General features: G+C 69.6%; 21 protein-coding genes and 1 pseudogene. 9 read left to right on the top strand and 13 right to left on the bottom strand.

The genetic code is table 11. The annotated features are described in order from the left end of the window. Window positions 1-313: 313 nt before the first annotated feature. Genes AB0C46_RS21890 through AB0C46_RS21880 form a run of 3 tightly spaced genes read left to right on the top strand, consistent with a single transcriptional unit; the run spans window position 314 to window position 2,369 of the window. Window positions 314-1,036, top strand: coding sequence for a hypothetical protein (locus tag AB0C46_RS21890; RefSeq protein WP_362829642.1), 723 nt, complete (start codon window positions 314-316; stop codon window positions 1,034-1,036). Next, on the top strand, window positions 1,033-1,713 hold the full coding sequence (locus AB0C46_RS21885) for a DUF4166 domain-containing protein (RefSeq protein WP_362829641.1): 681 nt from the start codon (window positions 1,033-1,035) through the stop codon (window positions 1,711-1,713). The genes AB0C46_RS21890 and AB0C46_RS21885 overlap by 4 nt, the downstream gene beginning before the upstream one ends. Further along, the gene (locus AB0C46_RS21880; protein ID WP_362829640.1) at window positions 1,710-2,369 is read left to right on the top strand and encodes a TetR/AcrR family transcriptional regulator; all 660 of its coding nucleotides are present in this window, start codon (window positions 1,710-1,712) and stop codon (window positions 2,367-2,369) included. Before AB0C46_RS21885 ends, AB0C46_RS21880 begins: the two co-directional genes overlap by 4 nt. Before the next feature lie 142 nt (window positions 2,370-2,511). On the opposite strand, the gene AB0C46_RS21875 is transcribed toward AB0C46_RS21880, so the two are convergent. The 6 genes from AB0C46_RS21875 to AB0C46_RS21850 form a co-directional block, all read right to left on the bottom strand. Beyond that, window positions 2,512-3,174 (bottom strand): class I SAM-dependent methyltransferase, encoded by a 663-nt coding sequence (locus AB0C46_RS21875; protein WP_362829639.1) that lies wholly within the window; start codon window positions 3,172-3,174, stop codon window positions 2,512-2,514. Window positions 3,175-3,252: 78 nt separating this feature from the next. Further along, on the bottom strand, window positions 3,253-3,765 hold the full coding sequence (locus AB0C46_RS21870; protein ID WP_362829709.1) for a hypothetical protein: 513 nt from the start codon (window positions 3,763-3,765) through the stop codon (window positions 3,253-3,255). An 83-nt stretch (window positions 3,766-3,848) separates the two neighbouring features. Then, window positions 3,849-4,700 (bottom strand): helix-turn-helix transcriptional regulator, encoded by an 852-nt coding sequence (locus AB0C46_RS21865; protein ID WP_362829638.1) that lies wholly within the window; start codon window positions 4,698-4,700, stop codon window positions 3,849-3,851. Then, window positions 4,676-5,218: a DUF6879 family protein gene (locus tag AB0C46_RS21860; protein ID WP_362829637.1), complete on the bottom strand. Its 543-nt coding sequence runs from the start codon at window positions 5,216-5,218 to the stop codon at window positions 4,676-4,678. The genes AB0C46_RS21865 and AB0C46_RS21860 overlap by 25 nt, the downstream gene beginning before the upstream one ends. Continuing rightward, complete coding sequence (locus AB0C46_RS21855; RefSeq protein WP_362829636.1) at window positions 5,184-5,381, bottom strand: hypothetical protein; 198 nt, start codon at window positions 5,379-5,381, stop codon at window positions 5,184-5,186. Before AB0C46_RS21855 ends, AB0C46_RS21860 begins: the two co-directional genes overlap by 35 nt. Window positions 5,382-5,563: 182 nt before the next feature. Then, window positions 5,564-7,243: a fumarate hydratase gene (locus tag AB0C46_RS21850; protein ID WP_362829635.1), complete on the bottom strand. Its 1,680-nt coding sequence runs from the start codon at window positions 7,241-7,243 to the stop codon at window positions 5,564-5,566. Between the two features lie 260 nt (window positions 7,244-7,503). Here AB0C46_RS21850 and AB0C46_RS21845 point away from each other — a divergent pair, with 260 nt between their 5' ends. Next, window positions 7,504-8,301, top strand: coding sequence for a DUF1707 domain-containing protein (locus AB0C46_RS21845; RefSeq protein WP_362829634.1), 798 nt, complete (start codon window positions 7,504-7,506; stop codon window positions 8,299-8,301). 259 nt (window positions 8,302-8,560) lie between these two features. Next, window positions 8,561-8,920: a WhiB family transcriptional regulator gene (locus AB0C46_RS21840; protein ID WP_362829633.1), complete on the top strand. Its 360-nt coding sequence runs from the start codon at window positions 8,561-8,563 to the stop codon at window positions 8,918-8,920. A gap of 146 nt (window positions 8,921-9,066) precedes the next feature. Here AB0C46_RS21840 and glpX read toward each other — a convergent pair whose 3' ends face one another. Beyond that, window positions 9,067-10,098 carry a class II fructose-bisphosphatase gene (glpX, locus tag AB0C46_RS21835; RefSeq protein WP_362829632.1) on the bottom strand — a complete coding sequence of 344 codons (1,032 nt, stop codon included), beginning with the start codon at window positions 10,096-10,098 and terminating at the stop codon, window positions 9,067-9,069. A gap of 205 nt (window positions 10,099-10,303) precedes the next feature. Between glpX and AB0C46_RS21830 the strand changes: the two genes are divergently transcribed. Further along, complete coding sequence (locus tag AB0C46_RS21830; protein WP_362829708.1) at window positions 10,304-10,840, top strand: DUF4245 domain-containing protein; 537 nt, start codon at window positions 10,304-10,306, stop codon at window positions 10,838-10,840. 111 nt (window positions 10,841-10,951) lie between these two features. Here AB0C46_RS21830 and AB0C46_RS21825 read toward each other — a convergent pair whose 3' ends face one another. The 4 genes from AB0C46_RS21825 to AB0C46_RS21810 form a co-directional block, all read right to left on the bottom strand. Continuing rightward, entirely contained in the window at window positions 10,952-11,545 is a 594-nt protein-coding gene (locus AB0C46_RS21825) for a malonic semialdehyde reductase (RefSeq protein ID WP_362829631.1), read from the bottom strand. 335 nt (window positions 11,546-11,880) lie between these two features. Next, window positions 11,881-12,153, bottom strand: coding sequence for an exodeoxyribonuclease VII small subunit (locus AB0C46_RS21820; protein WP_362829629.1), 273 nt, complete (start codon window positions 12,151-12,153; stop codon window positions 11,881-11,883). Window positions 12,154-12,182: 29 nt separating this feature from the next. Continuing rightward, window positions 12,183-13,418, bottom strand: a complete 1,236-nt coding sequence (xseA, locus tag AB0C46_RS21815) for an exodeoxyribonuclease VII large subunit (RefSeq protein WP_362829628.1) — start codon at window positions 13,416-13,418, stop codon at window positions 12,183-12,185. A 151-nt stretch (window positions 13,419-13,569) separates the two neighbouring features. Then, window positions 13,570-15,060: an APC family permease gene (locus tag AB0C46_RS21810; RefSeq protein WP_362829627.1), complete on the bottom strand. Its 1,491-nt coding sequence runs from the start codon at window positions 15,058-15,060 to the stop codon at window positions 13,570-13,572. A gap of 85 nt (window positions 15,061-15,145) precedes the next feature. On the opposite strand from AB0C46_RS21810, the gene AB0C46_RS21805 reads away from it, so the two are divergent. Continuing rightward, window positions 15,146-16,165, top strand: coding sequence for a 4-hydroxy-3-methylbut-2-enyl diphosphate reductase (locus AB0C46_RS21805; RefSeq protein WP_362829626.1), 1,020 nt, complete (start codon window positions 15,146-15,148; stop codon window positions 16,163-16,165). A gap of 83 nt (window positions 16,166-16,248) precedes the next feature. Further along, window positions 16,249-17,142: a polyphosphate--glucose phosphotransferase gene (gene ppgK, locus AB0C46_RS21800; RefSeq protein ID WP_362829624.1), complete on the top strand. Its 894-nt coding sequence runs from the start codon at window positions 16,249-16,251 to the stop codon at window positions 17,140-17,142. 61 nt (window positions 17,143-17,203) lie between these two features. Here the strand turns inward: ppgK and AB0C46_RS21795 are convergent. Then, window positions 17,204-17,494 (bottom strand): annotated as a pseudogene (locus tag AB0C46_RS21795) (DUF6542 domain-containing protein); the annotation flags it as partial. 572 nt (window positions 17,495-18,066) lie between these two features. On the opposite strand from AB0C46_RS21795, the gene ychF reads away from it, so the two are divergent. Beyond that, window positions 18,067-19,155 (top strand): redox-regulated ATPase YchF, encoded by a 1,089-nt coding sequence (gene ychF / locus AB0C46_RS21790; RefSeq protein WP_362829623.1) that lies wholly within the window; start codon window positions 18,067-18,069, stop codon window positions 19,153-19,155. Between the two features lie 246 nt (window positions 19,156-19,401). Here ychF and AB0C46_RS21785 read toward each other — a convergent pair whose 3' ends face one another. Continuing rightward, on the bottom strand, window positions 19,402-21,174 hold the full coding sequence (locus tag AB0C46_RS21785; protein ID WP_362829622.1) for a hypothetical protein: 1,773 nt from the start codon (window positions 21,172-21,174) through the stop codon (window positions 19,402-19,404). Window positions 21,175-21,196: the final 22 nt, after the last annotated feature.

Below are 21,196 nucleotides of genomic sequence, written 5' to 3'. Positions count from 1 at the left end.
CCGGGGAAGTGCTCGTGTACTCCCGGGTTTCCGGAAACTCATGCCCCACGCCGAGCGAGCCGGTCCCACCACCCGCTACCGGGATGTGGCGGGTGGTGGGCGGGCCCTGTCGGACCTTGAGGGCGGTGGCCCCTGGCGAACCCGGACCCGTACCCGATTCCCGGGCCAACCGCACCCTGATTCCCGGGCCAACCGCACCCCGATTCCCCGCCCGGAGCAACCTCCGTCCCGGACACCGGCCTTGAGCGACTGCTCAAAACGCTCTACGCTGCGTTTGAGCAGTCGCTCAAACATCTTGGACGGGGGAAGTCGCATGGGGCTGTACGTGGAGGCGCGCATCCGGGCCGGGCTCGACGAGGTGTGGGACCGCAGTCAGCTGCCGGACCAGCACCAGCGCTGGGACCTGCGGTTCAGCGAGATCGACTATCTGCCGTGCGCACCGGGGGAGCCGCAGCGCTTCCGCTACGCCACCCGCGTCCTGCCGCTGCTCACGGTCCACGGCACCGGCGTCTCGGCCGGTGAACGTAACCGGCCCGACGGCACCCGGACTTCAGCCCTCCGCTTCTCCTCCGCGCACCCGCTGTCGCTCATCGCGGAGGGGAGCGGGTACTGGCGGTACGTCCCGGACGGCGACGGGCTGCGGTTCCTCACCGGATACGACTACCGGCCGCGCTGGGGACGCTTCGGCCGGGCCGCCGACCGGCTCCTCTTCCGGCCGCTCATGGGCTGGGCCACCGCCTGGTCCTTCGACCGGCTGCGGCTGTGGTGCGAGCGCGGGATCACCCCCGAGCGGTCGCTGCGCTACGCCCTCGCCGAGCTGTGCGTCCGTATCGCCGTCGTCGTCGCCGCTTTGGCCGCGGTCCCCGTCGCCGCATTCGGCGTGGCGCTCTCCGTGGCGGCCGCCGCGCTGCTGCTGCCGCCGCTGCCCGTCACCCCAGCAGCCCGCCGCTGTCTGCGCCGCCCGCCGAAACGGGCCGGACGCAGCGAGAGTGCTGCCGCCCCGACCGCCCTCCTCGCCACCCTGGAGCAGTCATGACCTCGATATTCCAGCGCGCCCTGGGCGCCGACTTCGACCGGCTCCACCCGCACATCCGGCGGCGCTTCTCCGTCGGGCTCGACAGCGGGGAGGCGTGCATCGGGCGGGGCACGATGGACCGGATCTGGCACGGCCGCAGCTTCGTCCGGCCCTTCCTGGCCCTCGGCGGCAGCCGCCACATCCTCGTCCCACAGGCCGGGCGGGACATCCCCTTCGTCATCGAGAACGTCCCGTACACGGACTCCTTCGGCCGCGAGACCGTCACCTTCGTCCGGACCTTCTCCTTTCCGCGCCGCCCCCGCCGCTTCGACGCCACCATGGTCTTCAGCCCCGAGCGCGACTGCGTCGTCGACTACCTCGGCACCCACCAGCACCTCGCCACCGACCTGCACTTCACGGTGGACGGCAGCGGGGCCCTGATCATCCGCTCCGGCGAGCACCGCTTCCGGGAGGGGCCGGTCGACGTCCGGGTGCCGGACCTGATCGGGGGCGATGCGGTGGTGCGCGAGTCGTACGATGATGCGGCCGGGCGCTTCCGTATCCAGGTGCGGGTCGGCAACCGGCGGTTCGGCCCCCTCTTCGGCTACGAAGGGTCTTTCTCCGCCGAGTTCGTGAACATCGCCGAGCGAGGAGTGCGCGCCGGGCTGCGGCCCTTGCGCGAGGAGGCCAGAACATGAGCGCCGATACCCGTACAAAATTGCTCGCCGGTGCGCTGCGGACGCTCACCGAGCAGGGCCTCGCCAAGACCTCGGCCCGCAGCATCGCCACCACCGCAGGAGTCAACCAGGCCCTGGTCTTCTACCACTTCGGCAGCGTCGACGAACTCCTCGCCGCCGCCTGCGGGTACGGCGCGGAGCAGCGCGTCGCGCATTACCGCGAGCGCTTCGCCCGGGTCGGCAGCCTCGCCGAACTCCTGGAGCTGGGGCGGGAGCTGCATGCCGAGGAGCGCGCCGCCGGCCATGTCGCCGTCCTCGCCCAGCTCTTGGCCGGGGCCCAGACCCAGCCCCGGCTCGTCCCCGCGACCGCCGCCGGACTCGCCCTGTGGATCGAGGAGATCGAAAAGGTGCTGGCCCGGGTGCTGGCCGGGACCCCGATCGCCGCATTCGTGGACGTCGCCGGCCTCTCCCGGGCACTCGCAGCGGGCTTCGTCGGCCTGGAGCTGTACGAGGGCGTGGACCCGGAGGGCGCGCTGGGCGCCCTGGACGCACTGGAGCAGCTGTCCGGACTGCTCGGCGTACTGGAGGACCTGGGCCCGGTCGCCCAACGGGCCGTACGGGCGCGACTGCGACGGAGCGCGGGGCGGCGGGGGCGGGCGGCGCCGGAAACACAGTAGGACGAGGGGGCCGGCCGGCCCGGTCCGTCCGTCACGGGGGAACAACAGACGGATGGGGCCGTCGAAGGGGTCTCGGTGGGTCAGCACCGGTGATCTCGCAACAAGCGCAGCGCAGGCATGAGACGGGGCAGGACGGCCCGGCTCAGGACGCGACAGCTCGCGCCAGCAGCGTGCCGATGTGGTCGGGCTTTGGCGCGTCGAGAACCCGTGCCTCAGCTTCCTCGAAGCCCGCCCCATAGAGAAGGCTCATCCACTTCCGGGGCGTATAGCTGTATCGGTAGGTGAACAGAGCCTTACCCGCGAAACCGCCCTTGTACATGCCTTGAGGGCCGTATGCTCCGGGGATCGCCGGCGGTTGGGAGAAGGCGAATACGCCCGCAGGGTTCAGGCGCGCACGAACCAAGGGGAACAGGCGCGCCGGGTCGCTGAACCAGGCCGCGCCGAACACGGAGTAGACGCCGTCATAGGTCTGCGTGTCCCTGCGTAGGAAGGCCAGTACTTCGGCGCACACGAAGTCGACGCCAAGCGGCCCCCACCGCTCCGAGGTCTGGGCCACCATGACGGGGGACATGTCCACCCCGCGCGCTTTGATGCCCCGCTGCGCGAGGAACGCCAGCGCGCGTCCTGTGCCGCAACCGATCTCCAGCACGCTTTCGGGCTGTCCGAGCATTTCAGGGCCGGGGCCGTGGTCGGAGTACTGCGTCCATCTGAACACCGGTTCAGACTCGATGACGTCCCTTTTGGTCGACTCGGCGAACGTATCCCACAGTTCGCGTTCGTGGTCGAAGTTGTGCTGCGCGGCCAACGGGTCTCCTTCGGGGAGAGTGGAACGGCGATTGGCCCCGCCCCCAGGGGCAGGGTACGGGGCGCCCCATCGGGTTGGTCAGTGGCTGTCAGGGACCTTGTTGTCGCACGGCGAGCAGTCGGACCCGTCCTTGGCCCACAGCTCCTCGTCCGGGTTGAACCCCTGCTCGCGGATCACGTCCGCAGTGCGGAGAACGAGACCGTCCCGGCGCCGCTCGATGAGGGGTGCGTGGTGCTTGTACCTGCCGCCGTTGTACCGCTCGCAGAAGGCGAAGTACACGGGGGTGTCGAGGATGATCTGATGGACCCCGATATCTACCGTCTTGCCGACACCGAGGTGAAGTTCCGGCCGCTCCATGGCCGTGATCAGGTAGGCCACGGCGTTACTGAGAATGCGTTCTGCCGTGCCATCGAGCATGAGCGAGTTGTCCCGCTTGAGAAGCGCGATCTCGCGGTTCCACACCTCGCCCTCGGAACCGGGGCTCTCGAATACGTTGTAGGTGCACTCCTTGACGTATCGACGTACCGCGTTCAGAAGCGCCCGAGGGTCGCGGTATGTCGTGCTGCTCGGAGCTTCGAGCATGACAGTCATCTGTGTGCCGCTCATCGCTGTTCGCCTTCCCGATTGAAATCCCTACCGTGGCAATCCATGGTTCCGCAATGAGTCGACTCCGCCTAGCTGATTTCCTGTTCGCGCAAGAAGTCGTCTCGGATTCCTTCAAGCAGGGCCCGCATGGCATCACCGGATAGCGCCATGGAGGCGAACCCATCGAACTTGTGCACATACAGCGCAACGTCTCTGGGGTCGGTCACGATCATCTCTGCGTGAACGGTCTCGACAGTGACTGTCCTGTCATCTCGGATGACAAAGGCGTGACTCGCCACGTCCTGCTGTCGCGCTGACAAGGGAACGATGCGAATGTCTATGTTGGGCAGCCGTGAAAGAGAGGCGAGGCTGTCCATCTGTTCCGCCATCCTGACGGCCGACACGATGCGCCACCGCAGCACAGGCTCAGTGATGACGAAGTGAAGTTCCTTGGTTGCGTCGTAGAGAGCCTGTTGCCGTTCTATCCGGGCACTGATGGTCCGGGCCAGCACATCCTCGCCGAGATCGTGCCGAGAGAGAATCGTTCGGATGTATTCGGGAGTCTGCAGGAGGCCAGGAATCAAAGCCGGCTGGAAGAGTCGCAGCAACGTCATTTGAGCTTCCAGTGCTCTCGTCTGCTGCTGCGCCTTATGCACCCCCATACGTCGGACAAGACGCCAAGCTGTGGCCTCTGTTGTTGCTGCTCTGACAGCCTCTAGATATTCTGCCTTGACCTCGTCTGAAACACCGATGGCTGTAAGAATGCGCTCAACGTCTGCGGCGGACGGAGCGACCTTCGCCGTTTCGATCTTGCTCAGCTTGCTTGCAGACATGACAGCACTGCGGGCGACGGATTTGGCTTCCTTCCCGGATGCCTGCCGAAGTGCCCGCAGCGCGGCCCCTAGCTGTGCTCTGTTCACTCCCCGTACTTCGCCCACCATTCGGGGAACGTAACGGCGTGAGCCAAAGCCGTATCCCTGTAGGCGCGGAACTCTCCTGCCCGTTCCTCGGGGAGCATGTCTGCCCCGAGGAAAGAGCCATCTTCCGCGTAGTTCATCGCCGCCGGGGCAGTGTTGTCGAAGAGCCAAAAATCCCGAGCCCATGGGACGGGGCTCAGTTTCTCCGTGGTGTCGAGGATGAAGAACTCTTCACCTCCCGTCATGTTCCTTTGGTAGCCCCAACCGAGTTCGAAGCGCAGATAGGGAGTGAGGGGACGAGAGAGAAGGTGAACGCGATAGACACGCTTTCCCTTGCTCGTATGGGAGCGGAGCTCTGATACCCACGCTTCGTTGTAGTCGGCCGGCTGAGGCTCACCGGCGAGGAACGCCCGGTAGGCGTCCACGTTTCCCGACTTGCTGTAGTCATCCAGCGTCTCCAGCCGGAATGCCTCTCGCTCGAAGGTGTCGAACAGTTCACCCAGAGTCTTAGGCGCCACGAAGTCCCTTCCGAATGAGGTCACGTACAAGTTGCTCCGGGATTTCCACCACGGTCTCGTGTGCGGGAATCTGAAGCCCGTGGTCGGCAGGAGTCTCACCCTGCACCAGCAGGGTTCCCCTGTCGGTGGCGTAGATGGTCGGGCAATCCTTGATGTCGCATGTGCTCACAAGCTTGGTGACCTTCACAGGTTCCTTTCCTGGCTCTGTGTCGCATCGTGGTCGATGCTCGCGAGCAACTGACCGGTGGCGCAAGGGGTTCGAGTTTCCAGGACAGGAAACCGGGACGGTGGCCGGGCGCGCCGCCGGGGTGGGCAGCACAACGCCCCCGCCGGCACAGGCCGGCGGGGGCGCGTTGGGGCTGGGGGCGGCTACGCCAGGCCGGGGCCCCGCACCGGAATGCTCGTGAACGTAGGTGCCGGGGCCGGGTCCTGGAAGAAGTCGTTGCCCTTGTCGTCGACGACGATGAAGGCGGGGAAGTCCTCGACCTCGATCTTCCAGACGGCTTCCATGCCGAGCTCCTCGTACTCCAGGACCTCGACCTTCTTGATGCAGTCCTGGGCCAGACGGGCCGCGGGGCCGCCGATGGAGCCGAGGTAGAAGCCGCCGTGCGTGCCGCAGGCTTCGGTGACCTGCGGGGAACGGTTGCCCTTGGCGAGCATGATCTTGGAGCCGCCGGCGGCCTGGAACTGCTCGACGTAGGCGTCCATCCGGCCCGCGGTCGTCGGACCGAAGGAGCCGGAGGCATAGCCCTCGGGGGTCTTGGCCGGGCCCGCGTAGTAGACGGGGTGGTTCTTCAGGTACTCCGGCATCTCCTCGCCGGCGTCCAGCCGCTCCTTGATCTTCGCGTGCGCGATGTCGCGGGCGACGACCAGCGTCCCGGTGAGGGAGAGGCGGGTCTTGACCGGGTGCTTGGTCAGCTCGGCGAGGACCTCGTCCATGGGGTGGTTGAGGTCGATGGCGACGGCGTCGAGGTCGGGGCCCGCGCCTTCGGTCAGCTCCTCGTCCGTCGTCTCCGGGAGGAAGCGGGCCGGGTCGGTCTCCAGCTGCTCCAGGAAGACGCCCTCGGCGGTGATCTTCGCGACGGCCTGGCGGTCGGCGGAGCAGGAGACGGCGATGGCGACCGGGCAGGATGCGCCGTGGCGGGGCAGACGGACGACGCGGACGTCGTGGCAGAAGTACTTGCCGCCGAACTGGGCGCCGATGCCGATCTTCTGCGTCAGCTCGAAGACCTTCTCCTCCAGCTCCTTGTCGCGGAAGCCGTGACCGGTGGGCGAGCCCTCGGCGGGCAGCTCGTCCAGGTAGTGCGCGGAGGCGTACTTGGCGGTCTTCATCGCGTACTCGGCGCTGGTGCCGCCGACGACGATCGCGAGGTGGTACGGCGGGCAGGCGGCCGTGCCGAGCGAGCGGATCTTCTGCTCCAGGAACTTCATCATGGAGGCCTCGTTGAGGACCGCCTTGGTCTCCTGGAAGAGGAAGGACTTGTTGGCGCTGCCGCCGCCCTTGGCCATGAAGAGGAACTTGTAGGCGCCGCCGTCGGTCGCGTACAGCTCGATCTGGGCCGGGAGGTTGGAGCCGGTGTTCTTCTCGTCCCACATGGTCAGCGGAGCCATCTGCGAGTAGCGCAGGTTCAGCTGGGTGTAGGCGTCGTAGATACCGCGGGAGAGCGCTTCTTCGTCGCCGCCCTCGGTCAGGACCTGCTGGCCGCGCTTGCCCATGACGATCGCGGTGCCGGTGTCCTGGCACATGGGCAGGACGCCCGCGGCGGCGATGTTGGCGTTCTTGAGCAGGTCGAGCGCGACGAAGCGGTCGTTGGCGCTGGCCTCGGGGTCGTCCAGGATCTTGCGGAGCTGGGCGAGGTGGTCCGGGCGCAGATAGTGCGAAATGTCGTGCATCGCCTCGGCGGCCAGCTTGCGCAGCGCCTCCGGCTCGACCTTGAGGAACGTCCGGCCGTCGGCCTCGAAGGTGCTCACGCCCTCCGAAGTGACGAGGCGGTACGAGGTGTTGTCCTCACCTACGGGGAGCAGGTCGGTGTAGGCGAATTCCGGCATTGAAGGTCATTCCTTACTCGGAGAGGTCCGGCTGGCATCTACGGCAGCGCCTGAACAGCGTAGAACCCTGGTGCGCGGACGCCGCTGTGAGGTAAGGCTCAGTCGGCACGGGGGCCGGTCCCGCCGATCCCTAGTCGCGATCTATCGCGTTTCGGTACGCTGGGTCGGTGGATGCAGACAACGGGGGACGTCCGGGCCCTGAGACCCCGCCCGGACCGCTTCAGGAGCAGGACCGGCTCCAGGAGCGGAAACCGCTGAACATGACCAAGCCGGCAGCCGGTGCGCCGGCGCCGCCCGCGGTGGCCGATCGCGATATCCGGGCGTCCGACGCGGACCGCGACCGGGTCGCCGAGATCCTCCGCGAGGCGCTGGCCGAGGGCCGGCTGGACCCGGAGGAGCACGCGGAGCGGATCGACACGGTCTACCGCGCCAAGACCATGGGCGAACTGGAGCCCGTCGTGCGGGATCTGCCCGCGGCGGGCGGCTGCCGCCCACAGCAGGGCGCCGCCGGGCATGACCACGGGCCCGGCGCCCCGGCTCCCGACCAGAACCTCGTCGCGATCTTCAGCGCCGCCGTCCGCAAGGGCCGCTGGCAGGCCCCGGCGCGGATCAACGCCGTGGCGTTCTTCGGCAGTGTCGAGATCGATCTGACCGAGGCGGTCTTCCCGCAGCAGCAGATCCAGATCAATGTCACGGCCGTCTTCGGCAGCGTGGAGATCCGGGTCCCGGAGAACATCACGCTGCGCAGCAGCGGCTCCGGCATCCTCGGCACCTTCGAGGTCGAGACCCATGACGCGGAGGACGCCGACGCCCCGCAGGTCCTGGTCAACGGCTATGCCGTACTGGGCAGCGTGGAGGCCAAGCCAAAGCGCGGTGCCTGGATCCGCGATCTGCGGGACCGGCTGTGGGAGGGGCACCGGGAACTGCGCCGGCAGCTGCGCGAGGAGCACCGCGAGCGCCACCACCCACTGCGTCAGGAGCAGCGGGAGGGGTATGAGCGGCAGCGCTTCGAACGCCGCGAGCGCCGGGACCGGTTCCGTAAGGGCGCGGACGACTGACGGCGGCGAGGGCGGGGGACGGGCCGCCGGGCCGCGGTCGGCGGGTGTTGTGGAGAGGCGGTCTGCCGGCGTTCCCGGAGGGTTCGTCCGCTGACGTTCTTCTCGTTGTCGCACGATCGCCACGGTGTGCATAAGCGTGCGCACAGCGGGTAGGGCTCGTGCATCGTCTCTCGTACGGCTGCGGGGTGCGGAAAAAGGCCGTGCGCAGCGAGACGGGCAAGGGTGATTCTCGCGCCGAAGCCGTCGTCAGGAGTAGACCGTGCTGCTACCGCATCAGCCCCTGCAGGATGCCGCTGTCGTTCCGTCCCAGCAAGTGCCTGATCGCGACGAGGCCGGCCCCTGGCATTCGGAGGCGGTGTGCCGCCGGGACGAAGCCGGGCTGTTCTTCGCCCCGTCCAAGGAGCCGACCGCCGCGCGGCTGGCCAGAGAAGAGGCCGCGAAGCGGGTCTGTGCCCGCTGTCCCGTGATGGTCGAATGCCGGGAGCATGCGCTGCTCCAGCCCGAGCCGTACGGAGTCTGGGGCGGTCTGACCGCGGCCGAGCGCCGGGTCGTGCTGACCCGGCGGCGGCGCCGGGAGAGCGAGCTCCAGCGCACGGCCCATATGCCCGCGGCAGGCTGACCGCCGCGGCACCGGCTTCGGCCCGTACGGCGCATCACCGGACGTAGGGGTCACTTCGCCCCCGCCGGAGGCTCTCGGAGTCTCTCCGACGGGGGCGAAGTGTGTGTACGGAGGCGGGCCGTTGCGGGCCCCGCCCCCGTACGCCGCTAGCTGGGGCGCTCGAAGTCCACCGAGCTGTAGGCGCGCAGCTTCGACAGCCGGTGCTGGGAGTCGATCTGGCGGATGGTGCCGGACTTGGAGCGCATCACCAGGGACTGGGTGTAGGCGTTCTCGGCGCGGTAGCGGACACCGCGCAGCAGTTCGCCGTCGGTGATGCCGGTGGCGACGAAGAAGACATTGTCGCCGCGGACCAGGTCGTCGATCTCCAGCACCTTGTCCAGGTCGTGCCCGGCGTCCAGCGCGCGCTGCCGCTCCTCGTCGTCCTTGGGCCACAGCTTGCCCTGGAAGGCGCCGCCCAGGCACTTCAGCGCACAGGCCGCGATGATGCCCTCGGGCGTCCCGCCGATGCCCAGCAGCAGGTCCACGCCGGTGCCCTCACGGGCCGCCATGATCGCGCCCGCGACATCGCCGTCGGCGATGAACTTGATCCGGGCGCCGGCTTCCCGGACCTCCTTGACCAGGCCCTCGTGGCGGGGACGGTCCAGGATGACCACCGTGACGTCCTCGACCGCGGACTTCTTCGCCTTGGCGATCCGCTTGATGTTCACGGCCACCGGTGCCGTGATGTCGACGAAGTCGGCGGCCTCCGGGCCCGTGGCGAGCTTGTCCATGTAGAAGACCGCGGACGGGTCGAACATCGAGCCGCGCTCGGCCACCGCCATCACGGAGACGGCGTTCGCCATGCCCTTGGCGGTCAGCGTCGTCCCGTCGACCGGGTCCACGGCCACGTCGCACTCCGCGCCGGTCCCGTCGCCGACGCGCTCACCGTTGTAGAGCATCGGGGCGTTGTCCTTCTCGCCCTCCCCGATGACCACGACGCCGTTCATCGAGACGGTGTGGATCAAGGCGCGCATGGCCTTGACTGCCGCGCCGTCCGCGCCGTTCTTGTCACCTCGTCCCACCCAGCGGCCCGACGCCATGGCACCGGCCTCGGTCACCCGGACGAGTTCCAGGGCGAGGTTGCGGTCCGGGGCCTCGGGGCTGACCTCGAGTGGGGACGGGAGATGATGCTCGGTCATCGAGCGCACCTTTCTGTACGGCGACGGCCGCGAAGGATGAGGGTGCTACCGACCTTATCCGTACCTCGCCAAAATGAGCAGAGGGCCCCACGCATGAGCGGCCGCCGGGGAGCCGGGTGCCCGGTCGTTCGTGCAGGTCACGGCCGTCACCGGGGGGCCTGTCGGGTCCGCGGCGGCGATAGGGGACCATAGGGGCGTGGCAGGTATGCGAGGCAGACAGACGGTGCGGGACATGGTCCTGTCGCTGGCGGTGATCGGCATCCTCGTCGGGGCGATCTACATCTTCATCCCGCACGACGAGAGCGCGGACGCGGCGAAGAGCGCGGTCAAGCGGGTCGACTACCGCGTCGAACTGATCACGGCCCGGCGGGCGGCACCGTATCCGGTCGCCGCGCCCGAGGGGCTGCCCAAGACCTGGCGCGCCACCTCCGTCTCGTACAAGGCGAGTGAGGACGGCAAGGGCGGCGCCTGGCATCTGGGCATGCTCGACCCGGAGCAGGAGTACGCGGCCGTCGAGCAGAGCGATGCCATGCCGCGGAAGTTCATCAAGGACGTCACTCTCGGCGCGACCAAGGCCGAGGGCAAGCAGGCCGTCGGCAGCAAGAAGTGGGACCGCTACCAGGGCGACAAGTACCGGGCGCTGGTCCGTGAGGAGTCCGGGGTGACCACGGTCGTCACCGGCACCGCGCCGTACGGGCGGCTCGCCGATCTGGCCGCCGCGCTGGTCGCGAAGAAGGGCTGAGCAGCCGGAACATCGATGAGGCCGCCGCACCAGGGAAGGTGCGGCGGCCTCATGCGTGGATCGGCATGCCTGTCTGCCTGTCTGCCTGGCTGGCTGCCGGCCGGGGCGGGCTCAGACGGCGGTGACGGCCTCGTCGAAGGCCAGCCGCGGCGAGCGCGGGTAGAACGCGTCGGCGCCCGGCTTGCCGATGTTGATGACGAGGAAGGACTTCTGCTTGCCGTCGCCGAAGAACTCCTTGTCGATGCCGGTGAAGTCGAAGCCGGTCATCGGGCCGGCGGCCAGGCCGGCGGCGCGGACGCCGACGATGAAGTAGCCGGCCTGGAGGGTGGCGTTCTGGGTGCCGGCCACCTCGCGGGCCGCGGCCTCGGAGAAGAAGGAGTCCTTGATGCCCGGGGCGGCCGGGAAGAGCTGCGGCAGCTTCTCGTGGAAGTCCAGGTCCACGGAGAGGACCGCGGTCAGCGGCGCGCTGAGGGTCTTCGGGCCGTTGGCGCCCATGGCGTGCTGGACCAGGCGCTGACGGGCCTCCTGCGAACGGACCAGGGTGATCCGCAGCGGCGTCTGGTTGAAGGCGGTCGGACCGTACTTCACCAGGTCGTAGATGGCCTGGACCTGCTCGTCCGTCACCTGCTCGTCCGTGAACGTGTTGGCGGTCTGGGCCTCGCGGAACAGGAGGTCCTGGGCGGCGGCGTCAAGGGCGAGAGACATAAGGGCACCTCGGTGAGTCAGATGGGGGGGTTCAGGTTCGGCTGTCCTGCGGGCACTGCGGTGAGTGCGGTGCCGTCACAGGGTGCTACGGAACCACTGTAAACGAGATAGATTAAGTTTCAACTAAAATGGGATCACTGTGAGCCGGTTCACATGGTGTTGGTTCATGTGGTGTCGGCTCGCAAGGCTTCGGCTCACGCGGCCTCGGCTCACGCGGCGTCGGTTCGCAAGGCTTCGGCTCGCATGGCGTCCGTTCAGATGGGCGTCGGTTTGCATGGGCCGGCTTCGTTCCCCGGGTTCCGGAAGGGTGCAGGGGGCCGTCCCTGGGCGCGCTCCTAGGTGCGCTCCGCCCCGGCCTCGTCCGACGACTCCGCCAGCGCCGCGTCCAGCCGCGCCCGCGCACCGTTCAGCCAGCGACGGCAGACCTTCGCCAGCGCCTCGCCCCGCTCCCACAGCGCCAGCGACTCCTCCAGCGTCGTGCCGCCCGCCTCCAGGCTGCGGACGACCTCGATCAGCTCGTCCCGCGCCTGCTCATAGCCGAGCGTGGAATCCACCGGGGCCACCTGGGCCACCCCGGCCGCCGCGTCGTCCGTCTTCGCCTTTGCCATGTCTCCCACCCTATGAGTCTGTCCGTGCACTATTCGGCGGCCGTGGCAGCGCCCGGGGCGCCGTCCACCCGCACCGTGAACCCGCCCTCGGCGACCCGGGCCCGGAGGGTCTCGTCCGCGTCGACCTCCTGAGGTGAGCGCACCGCCGTCCCGTCCGGCTTCTGCAGGACCGCGTAGCCGCGCTCCAGCGTCGCCTTGGGGGAGAGCGCGACCACCCGCGCCAGGGTGTGCGTCAGCTCCGAGTCGGCGCGGTCCAGCAGATGCCCCAGGGTCCGCCGGCCGCGCTCCAGCAGGGCCGTGACCTGCTCCTCGCGGTCCTCGACCATCCGCTGCGGGCGCTGTATGCACGGCCGGTGCAGCGCCGACGCCAGCCCCCGCTCCTCCCGCTGCAGAAAGCCGTCGACCGCCCGCCGCGCCCGCTCCCGCAGTTGCTGGACCCGGGCCAGCTCCTCGCCGACATCGGGCACCACCTTCTTCGCCGCGTCCGTCGGCGTCGAGGCACGAAGATCGGCGACCAGATCCAGCAGCGGGGAGTCCGGTTCATGGCCGATGGCCGAGACGACGGGCGTCACGGCCGCGCTGACGGTCCGGATGAGCTGCTCGTCGGAGAACGGCAGCAGGTCCTCCACGCTGCCGCCGCCCCGGGCCACGATGATCACGTCCACCTCGGGCAGTGCGTCCAGCTCCTGGACCGCCGCGACCACCTGCGGGACCGCGTGCACACCCTGCACCGGCACATTGCGCACCGCGAAACGGACGGCCGGCCAGCGGTGCCGGGCGTTCTCCAGGACGTCCCGCTCCGCGGCGCTCGCCCGGCCGCAGACCAGCCCGATCAGCTGCGGCAGAAACGGCAGCGGCTTCTTGCGGTCCGCCGCGAACAGCCCCTCCGCAGCCAGCGACTTCTTCAACTGCTCAAGACGGGCGAGGAGTTCACCGACCCCGACCGGCTTGATCTCGGCGGCCCGCAGCGACAGCTGGCCGCGCGGGGCGTACCACTCCGGCTTGGCGTGCACCACCACCCGGGCGCCCTCGCTCACCACGTCGGCGACCTTGTCGAAGACCTGGCGGTAGCACGTCACGCTCACCGAGATGTCGTGCGACGGGTCACGCAGCGTCAGAAAGACCACACCCGCGCCGGGCCGCCGCGAGAGCTGGGTGATCTGCCCCTCGACCCACACCGCGCCGAGCCGCTCGATCCAGCCGCCGATGAGCCGGGACACCTCGCCGACCGGGATCGGCGTTTCCGGGGACGTAGAAACAGCCATACGAGCGAGGGTAGCGGCGGGCACTGACAGTGGCGGCGGGGTGGCTGCGGGGTGGCTGCGGAGTGGCTGCGGAGTGGCGGCCCGTGGCCGGACGGGAGACGCCCACCCACCCACCGGTCACCGCCCCCCCCGCCCTTGCGCCCCGCCCGTGTCAGCCCGCCGCCCCGCCCGCCGCCGGCCGCCCGCCGTGCTGCACCGCCAGCACCACGAGCCCCGCCACCAGCCAGGCCCCGCCCGTCAGCTGCGCGGTGGCGGACGCCTCGATGATCACCGCGACCACCACCGCCAGCCCCAGCAACGGCACCACCGCATGCCGCAGCACGTTCGGTGTCCCTCCCGCGAGCTCTCGGTTCCGTCCGAGCGGGGGATGCCCCCGTCGCCCGCGGATCCAGAACCAGCCGATCACCGAGGCGTGCAGCAGTCCGAACGCCGTCAGCGCCCCCACGTTCACGATCGACGACAGCTGCGCGAGCCCGTCGTCCCTGCGGGCCGCGCCCACCGCCGCCACCAGCGTCACCAGGGCCGCGCCCAGCAGCGCCCGGCGCGGTACCCCGCTGCCCGCGTCCACCTTCGACATCGCCCCCGGCAGCCGTCGGTCCCGGGCCATCGCGAACAGCAGCCGGCCGGCCGCGGCCTGCCCCGCCAGCGCCGCGAACGCCGCACCGACCGCCTTGCTCAGCGCCACCAGATCCTGCAGCCACCGGCCCACCGCCGAGTCGACCGTGGTGTAGAACGCTGTGCCCTGCTCCGCGGGCCGGGCCGCCAGCTCCGCCGCGCTCATCGGCATCAGCAGCGCCGCCAGATACGTCTGGACCGCGAACAGCACACCGGCCACCACCAGACAGGTGAGCACCGCCCGCGCCACCCGGTCCGGCCCGCCCGGCCCCCGGCCGCCCTGCCCGGTGGCCGGCCCGCCCCCGGCCTCCTCCGCGAACGACGCGATCGCGTCGAAGCCCAGATACGACAGCACCGCCACCGACACCGCGGCCAGCACCGCCCCGGCCGAGAAAGCGCCCTCACCGGTCAGCGGCTCGGCCCAGCCCCGCGGAGCCCCGTGGACGACCAGCTCGACGACCGCCGACACCACGAACACCGCGAGCACCACGATCTCCATCGCCAGCACCGCGAACCCGGCCCGCGCCGCGGTCCGTACGCCCGACAGATTCAGCAGCGTCGTCACGACCACCGCCAGCGCCGTCCACACCCACGGGTGCACGGACGGCACCAGCGCATGCAGCGCGATCCCGGAGAACAGATACGCCACCGCCGGAATCAGCAGATAGTCCAGCATCGCCATCCATCCGGCGACGAACCCCGCACCCTCGCCCAGCCCCACCCGGGCGTACGTGTAGACCGAACCGGCCCGTGGGGCGACCCGCACCATCTGGGCGTACGAGGAGGCGGTGCACGCCATCGCGACGGTCGCGACCAGGTAGACGAGGGTGATCGCACCGTGCGACGTGGCCTGCAGCGTGCCGAAGATGCCGACCGGCGCCATCGGGGCGATGAACAGCAGCCCGTAGACGATCAGGTCCCGGAAGGTCAGCGTCCGCCGCAGCGCCCCGGGAGCGCCGCAGTCCCCGCCCCCGCCGGCGGCACCGTCCGCCGCCCCCTCCTCCTCACTGCCGCCCGTGACCGGCATCTGTGCCTCCTCGCTGGGTGCCGCCCTCAGTCTGGGCCAGCGGTGCGATCTTCGGGGGCGGGGGCACGCCTTTACGATGGGACGCATGACTTCCTCGCCCAGCCCGACTCCCGCCACCACCCCGGGCGAAGCTGCTTCGCGCCGCAGGGTCCTGCTCGCCGCCCCCCGTGGTTACTGCGCCGGTGTGGACCGCGCCGTCATCGCCGTGGAGAAGGCCCTTGAGCAGTACGGCGCCCCCGTCTACGTGCGCCACGAGATCGTGCACAACAAGTACGTCGTGAAGACCCTGGAGAAGAAGGGCGCGATCTTCGTCGAGGAGACGGAAGAGGTGCCCGAGGGCAACATCGTCATCTTCTCGGCGCACGGCGTCGCCCCGGTCGTCCACGAAGAGGCCAAGCGCGGCAAGCTCGCCACCATCGACGCGACCTGCCCGCTGGTCACCAAGGTGCACAAGGAAGCCGTCCGCTACGCCAAGGAGGACTACGACATCCTCCTGATCGGCCACGAGGGCCACGAAGAGGTCATCGGCACCAGCGGTGAGGCGCCCGAGCACATCACCCTCGTCGACGGCCCGCAGGACGTCGCCAACGTCGAGGTCCGCGACCCGGACAAGGTCGTCTGGCTCTCCCAGACCACCCTCTCGGTCGACGAGACCATGGAGACGGTGGACGCCCTCAAGGGCCGCTACCCCAACCTCCTCTCGCCGCCCAGCGACGACATCTGCTACGCCACCCAGAACCGTCAGATCGCGGTGAAGCAGATGGGTGCCGAGGCCGATCTGGTCATCGTCGTCGGCTCCAAGAACTCCTCGAACTCCGTGCGCCTCGTCGAGGTGGCGCTGGGTGCCGGTGCCCGCGACGCCCATCTGGTCGACTACGCCGAGGAGATCGACGAGGCCTGGCTGGAGGGTGTCGGCACGGTCGGCGTCACCTCCGGCGCCTCCGTCCCCGACATCCTCGTCCACGGTGTCCTGGACTGGCTCGCCGCGCGCGGCTACGAGGACGTCGAGACCCTCACGGCCGCCGAGGAATCCATCCACTTCTCACTGCCCAAGGAGCTCCGCCGCGACCTGCGCGCCGAGGCCAAGGCGGCCGGCGAGAGCTGAACCCCCGCTGCCGGTTCGCCGTCCGGGCCATGAGTCACCTCATCCCGGGGGCGGGCCGCCCCGTCGGCGCCTAGCCTTTTCCCATGAGGGTCTTCGGTGTGGACATCGGCGGATCGGGCATCAAAGGTGCCCCGGTGGATCTGGCGCGCGGCGATCTCGCGGAGGAGCGCCACAAGGTACTGACCCCGCACCCGGCCACCCCGGAAGCGGTCGCGGACTGCGTCAAGGAAGTCGTGGACCACTTCGGGTGGTCGGGGCCGGTCGGTGCGACCTTCCCCGGTGTGGTCACCGACGGTACGACCCGTACCGCCGCCAATGTCGACAAGGGCTGGATCGGCCTCGACGCCGACGCCCTGATCACCGGCCGGCTGGGCGGTGAGGCCGCCGGCCGCCCCGTCACGCTGCTCAACGACGCGGACGCGGCCGGGCTGGCCGAGATGCGCTACGGCGCGGGCCGCGACCGGGCCGGCACGGTGATCGTGCTCACCCTCGGCACCGGCATCGGCAGCGCGGTCTTCATCGACGGCCGCCTCGTCCCCAACACCGAGCTCGGCCATCTGGAGCTGCACGGCCATGACGCCGAGAAGCGCGCCTCCACCAAGGTCAAGGAGGACGAGGACCTGAGCTGGCCGCACTGGGCGCACCGGGTCCAGAAGTACCTCGCCCATGTGGAGATGCTCTTCTCACCCGCGCTGTTCGTGATCGGCGGCGGGGTGAGCCGCAAGGCGGAGAAGTTCCTGCCGCTGATCGAGGGCATCAGCGCCGAGATCGTGCCGGCTCAGCTTCAGAACAATGCGGGGATTGTGGGGGCCGCGATGGCTGCGCACGCCGCTCGGGCTGGCGAGCCACCTGCCGCGGACGGTTCCCGGGCCGCGGCCGGGTCCGGTCGGCGGGCCGCGCCGGCGGCCGGTTCTGCTGCCCGCGCGGTCCGCTCTGCGGTCGACTCACCGGTCGGCTGGCCCGACGCCGGGCGATGATCAGCGCCCGCCGGACGATCGCGAGCAGCGCGCAGACCAGCGTGCCGGAGTAGAGCCAGCCCGCGTTCAGCGCGAGGACGGTGAAGACGCCCAGCAGCAACCCCTCGAACCCGTCCGCGCCGTGCTGGATCGGCAGCGCACCGAGCGTGAAGGCGATCGGCAGGGTGACCGGCGCACAGATCAGGTCGTACGGCCTGACCCACAGCGCCGCGCCGATGCCCACCAGCAGGTAGCAGACGCCGTACGCGGTCGGTGCGCCGCCGAACAGCAGCCGGTCCACGAAGGCGAACGCCAGCAGCGCCAGCGTCGCCAGCAGCCAGCAGCCGAGACCGGTGAGCTTGGCGGCCGGCATCCGGCGCCGCGGCCCGGCCGGCGGGACGGGGGCCGGGCGCCGGGGCCGGTGGACGGCGGAGGACTCCGCGCCCGCCGGCCGGGCCACCGCACGTCCGGGGACCGCGGCCGACGGCGGCCGGGTGGGCGCCCGGAGGGCCCCGGCCGGCGCGGGGCCGCGCGGCGGCGCATGGACGGCGGCCGTCGCGGAGGCCGGTACGGACGCGAACCCGGAGGCCCGCATCGCGGAGAGAAAGGCGTCGTCGGGATCGGGGGTCACGGCCTCCGCGGGGCGCGGGAGCCGGGCGTCCTGGCCCGCGGGCGGCCGTCCGGACCGCGGCGGGCTGTGCTGGGGCGTGCGCGCTTCGTGTTGCTCCACCCGGCAACGGTAGGCCGCTAAGTGGTATTAACCGGTCGCGGGACACGCGCTTTCACCGAGCTTGCGGCCGAGTTCGCTACGGGCCGGGGCCGGGCGGGGCGCGGGCCGGTCCCGGTGGCGGACGCTCGGCCCCCGCGGCCCCGTAGACTGGTGGATCGGCCCTCCCGGGGCCGCTGCCCACCCCACCACCTCTCGTTCGGAAGTCGAGTCGCCACGTGTCGCTCACGATCGGAATCGTCGGTCTGCCGAATGTCGGCAAGTCGACCATGTTCAATGCCCTGACCAAGAACGACGTGCTGGCGGCCAACTACCCGTTCGCCACCATCGAGCCGAATGTCGGTGTCGTCGGCGTCCCCGACCCGCGGCTGGCCAAGCTCGCGGAGATCTTCTCCTCCCAGAAGATCCTCCCGGCGACCGTCGACTTCGTCGACATCGCGGGCATCGTCCGCGGCGCCTCCGAGGGCGAGGGCCTGGGCAACAAGTTCCTCGCGAACATCCGCGAGTCCGACGCGATCTGCCAGGTCATCCGCGCCTTCAAGGACGAGAACGTCGTCCACGTCGACGGCAAGATCTCGCCCAAGAGCGACATCGAGACGATCAACACCGAGCTGATCCTCGCCGACCTCCAGACCATCGAGAAGGTCCTGCCGCGCCTCCAGAAGGAGTCGCGCATCAAGAAGGACGTGGCCCCGAAGGTCAAGGCGGTCGAGGAGGCCAAGGCGATCCTGGAGAAGGGCGAGACGCTCTTCGCCGCGGGCATCGTCCAGGGCTCCGGCAACGAGGAGCTCCTGCACGACCTCCACCTCCTCACCACCAAGCCCTTCCTCTACGTCTTCAACGTCGACGAGGACGAGCTGACCGACGAGGACTTCAAGAACGAGCAGCGCGCCCTGGTCGCCCCCGCCGAGGCGATCTTCCTGAACGCCAAGCTGGAGGCCGACCTCGCCGAGCTGGACGAGGACGAGGCCCTGGAACTCCTCCAGTCCGTCGGCCAGGAAGAGCCCGGCCTCGCCACCCTCGCCCACGTCGGCTTCAACACCCTCGGCCTGCAGACCTACCTGACGGCCGGCCCCAAGGAAACCCGCGCCTGGACCATCAAGAGGGGCGCCACGGCCCCCGAGGCGGCCGGTGTCATCCACACCGACTTCCAGAAGGGCTTCATCAAGGCCGAGGTCATCTCCTTCGCCGACCTGGTCGAAACCGGCTCGGTGGCCGAAGCCCGCGCAGCCGGCAAGGCTCGCATGGAGGGCAAGGAGTATGTGATGCAGGACGGGGATGTGGTGGAGTTCCGGTTCAACGTGTAGTTGCCGCCCCAGCGCCGGCCCAGCGGTCCGGCGAATGTGCAGGTCAGGCAAATATGCAGGTCAGGTGGGGTCGGTCCCGTTCGGGGTCGGCCCCGCCTGCTGTGCCCGTGGTCCACGGACGCCGTGCTTGGGCGGCGGCGCGGGGGGTCCCCCTGGCGCCGTATGGCCGGCGGTCGGGGAACCGACCGCAGGCCATGGGACGGAGGTGCGATGCTCTGGTACGGGCGCCCTCAGCCGGTGTTGCCGTCAGGGGCCTTCCTGTGCGGCTGCGGGCCCGTCGTCGACCGGATAGGTGTCGGTGTCCGGGGCGGGAGGGTCTGTGTCGGCCATGACTGTCTTGGCCGTTGCTGTTCCGGTGCCGAGGGGGACCCAGTAGAAGTAGCCGACGGCCCAGCGGTCATTGAACGCTCCTGACTGCTTCACGGCCCGGACGGTGAAGTCCCTTCCAGCGGCAACCGGAACGGCCATCGAGTTCTTTCCCGCCCTGCTGGTGCCGTGTGCGTCGTCTTCGATGGACCTGCCTTGCGTGGTGATGGTGAGACGGACGTGTTCCGCTCCGCCGCCGGCATGGGCCCGGGCGAGGACGAACCCGGAGGTCTGAGCGGTGAAGGTCCGCTGCTGGTCCGGCCTCGGCGAGCTCACCACGAATTCCGCGATGAGCACGGGGGCGCCGACTGCGTCTACCCGCCCTTGCAGGGCGGCGGTGCTCTTCACGCTCACCGTGTTGTTCTGCGGCGGCTCGTGAAGGCTCTTCTGGTCGAAGGTGACGTTCCCCTTGGTGACGAGCGGGCCGCGAACGGTCGTCGTGCGGCCGGGCGTGGAGAGGTTGAGGTGGGCATCGAAGTCGATCGCCGGGTACGTCCCGAGCCCGGTCACGTAGCGGACCTTGAACGTCTTGCTCTGGTTGACCGTCACATCACTCTGGATGTTCAGGGGCGGATCGACGGTCTGGCCTCCCGACTTCACGGGGCCCCTGAGGTCGCGGATCCGTACGACCTTGTTCGTCTGGGTAGCCGTCACATGCCCCTTCGCCTCCAGGTCTCCGGTCACGGTGGAGCCGTGGACGGTGAGGTTGCCGTTGGCGGTGAGCGGGTTCCGGATGGTGGTGGTGCCGCCGGCGTATGTGCCGACGTCGAGTGACTTGTGGACGAGAAGACCTGCGCCTCCGCGGACCTCCAGGGGCCTCGTGTCATTGGGCCCCGTGATGCCGTCGTGCGCACGGATCACTCCGCCGGCGGTGGCGGTGTTGACGATGATGTCGGGGTTGTTGACCTTGATGTAGGTGGTGAGGTACCGGGTCTCGTTGCCCATGGTTGCTTCGAGGGTGAAGCTGGTGTCGTCGACCAGGTTTTCCGGGGTGATCCAGGTGCCGTCTTTGGCCGGGCGTGAATCCTGAGTGCCGTCCGGTTTCCGGTAGTGCATCGTGTAGACGGCGTGGGGGGTGCCGTCCCAGTGGAGGGTGGCCTTGGTGCTGCGGTTGATGACGACGGAGGCCGGGCGGAAGCTGTGCAGGTAGAAGGAGTCGTCGCGCTTGCTGACTTCGCCCCGGCCGGTGCGGTTCTGGTAGGCGCCGTCCGCTCCGGTGGTCGAGGTGGATTCCTCCCAGGTGATGTCGACCGGGCCGGCGCCGCCGTTGACCTCGATGCCCCACAGCTCCAGCTGGACGCTCCATGTCCCGTCGAACGCGGCGGGCTCGTCCGGCGGGGACGAGCAGGTGAAGACGACCTGGTTGGGGTCGCGGACATCGCGTTCGACGTTCCATTGCCGCTTGCCTGAGGGAACGGTGAACTCGCTGCGGATCAGGGTGGGTTCACTGGTCAGGGCGGATGCGTGGCGGCCGGTCGGGACGCGGACCTTGAACCATTTGCAGTGCACGGGCCAGTTGGCGCCGGACTTCACCGTGCCGTAGGTGAAGGTCAGCTTGGCGTACTCCGGCTTGGCGAAGGTGGAGACATGGAGCGGGCTCGGGTCCGGGACCATGGCGGGCGGGAGCAGCATGGGGAGGTCAGGGGTAGTCACGGTTCTCAGGCTCCTGAACTGG

Source organism: Streptomyces sp. NPDC048637, assembly GCF_040650675.1.
GTDB lineage: Bacteria > Actinomycetota > Actinomycetes > Streptomycetales > Streptomycetaceae > Streptomyces.
This window is presented reverse-complemented; position numbering and strand designations above follow the sequence as displayed.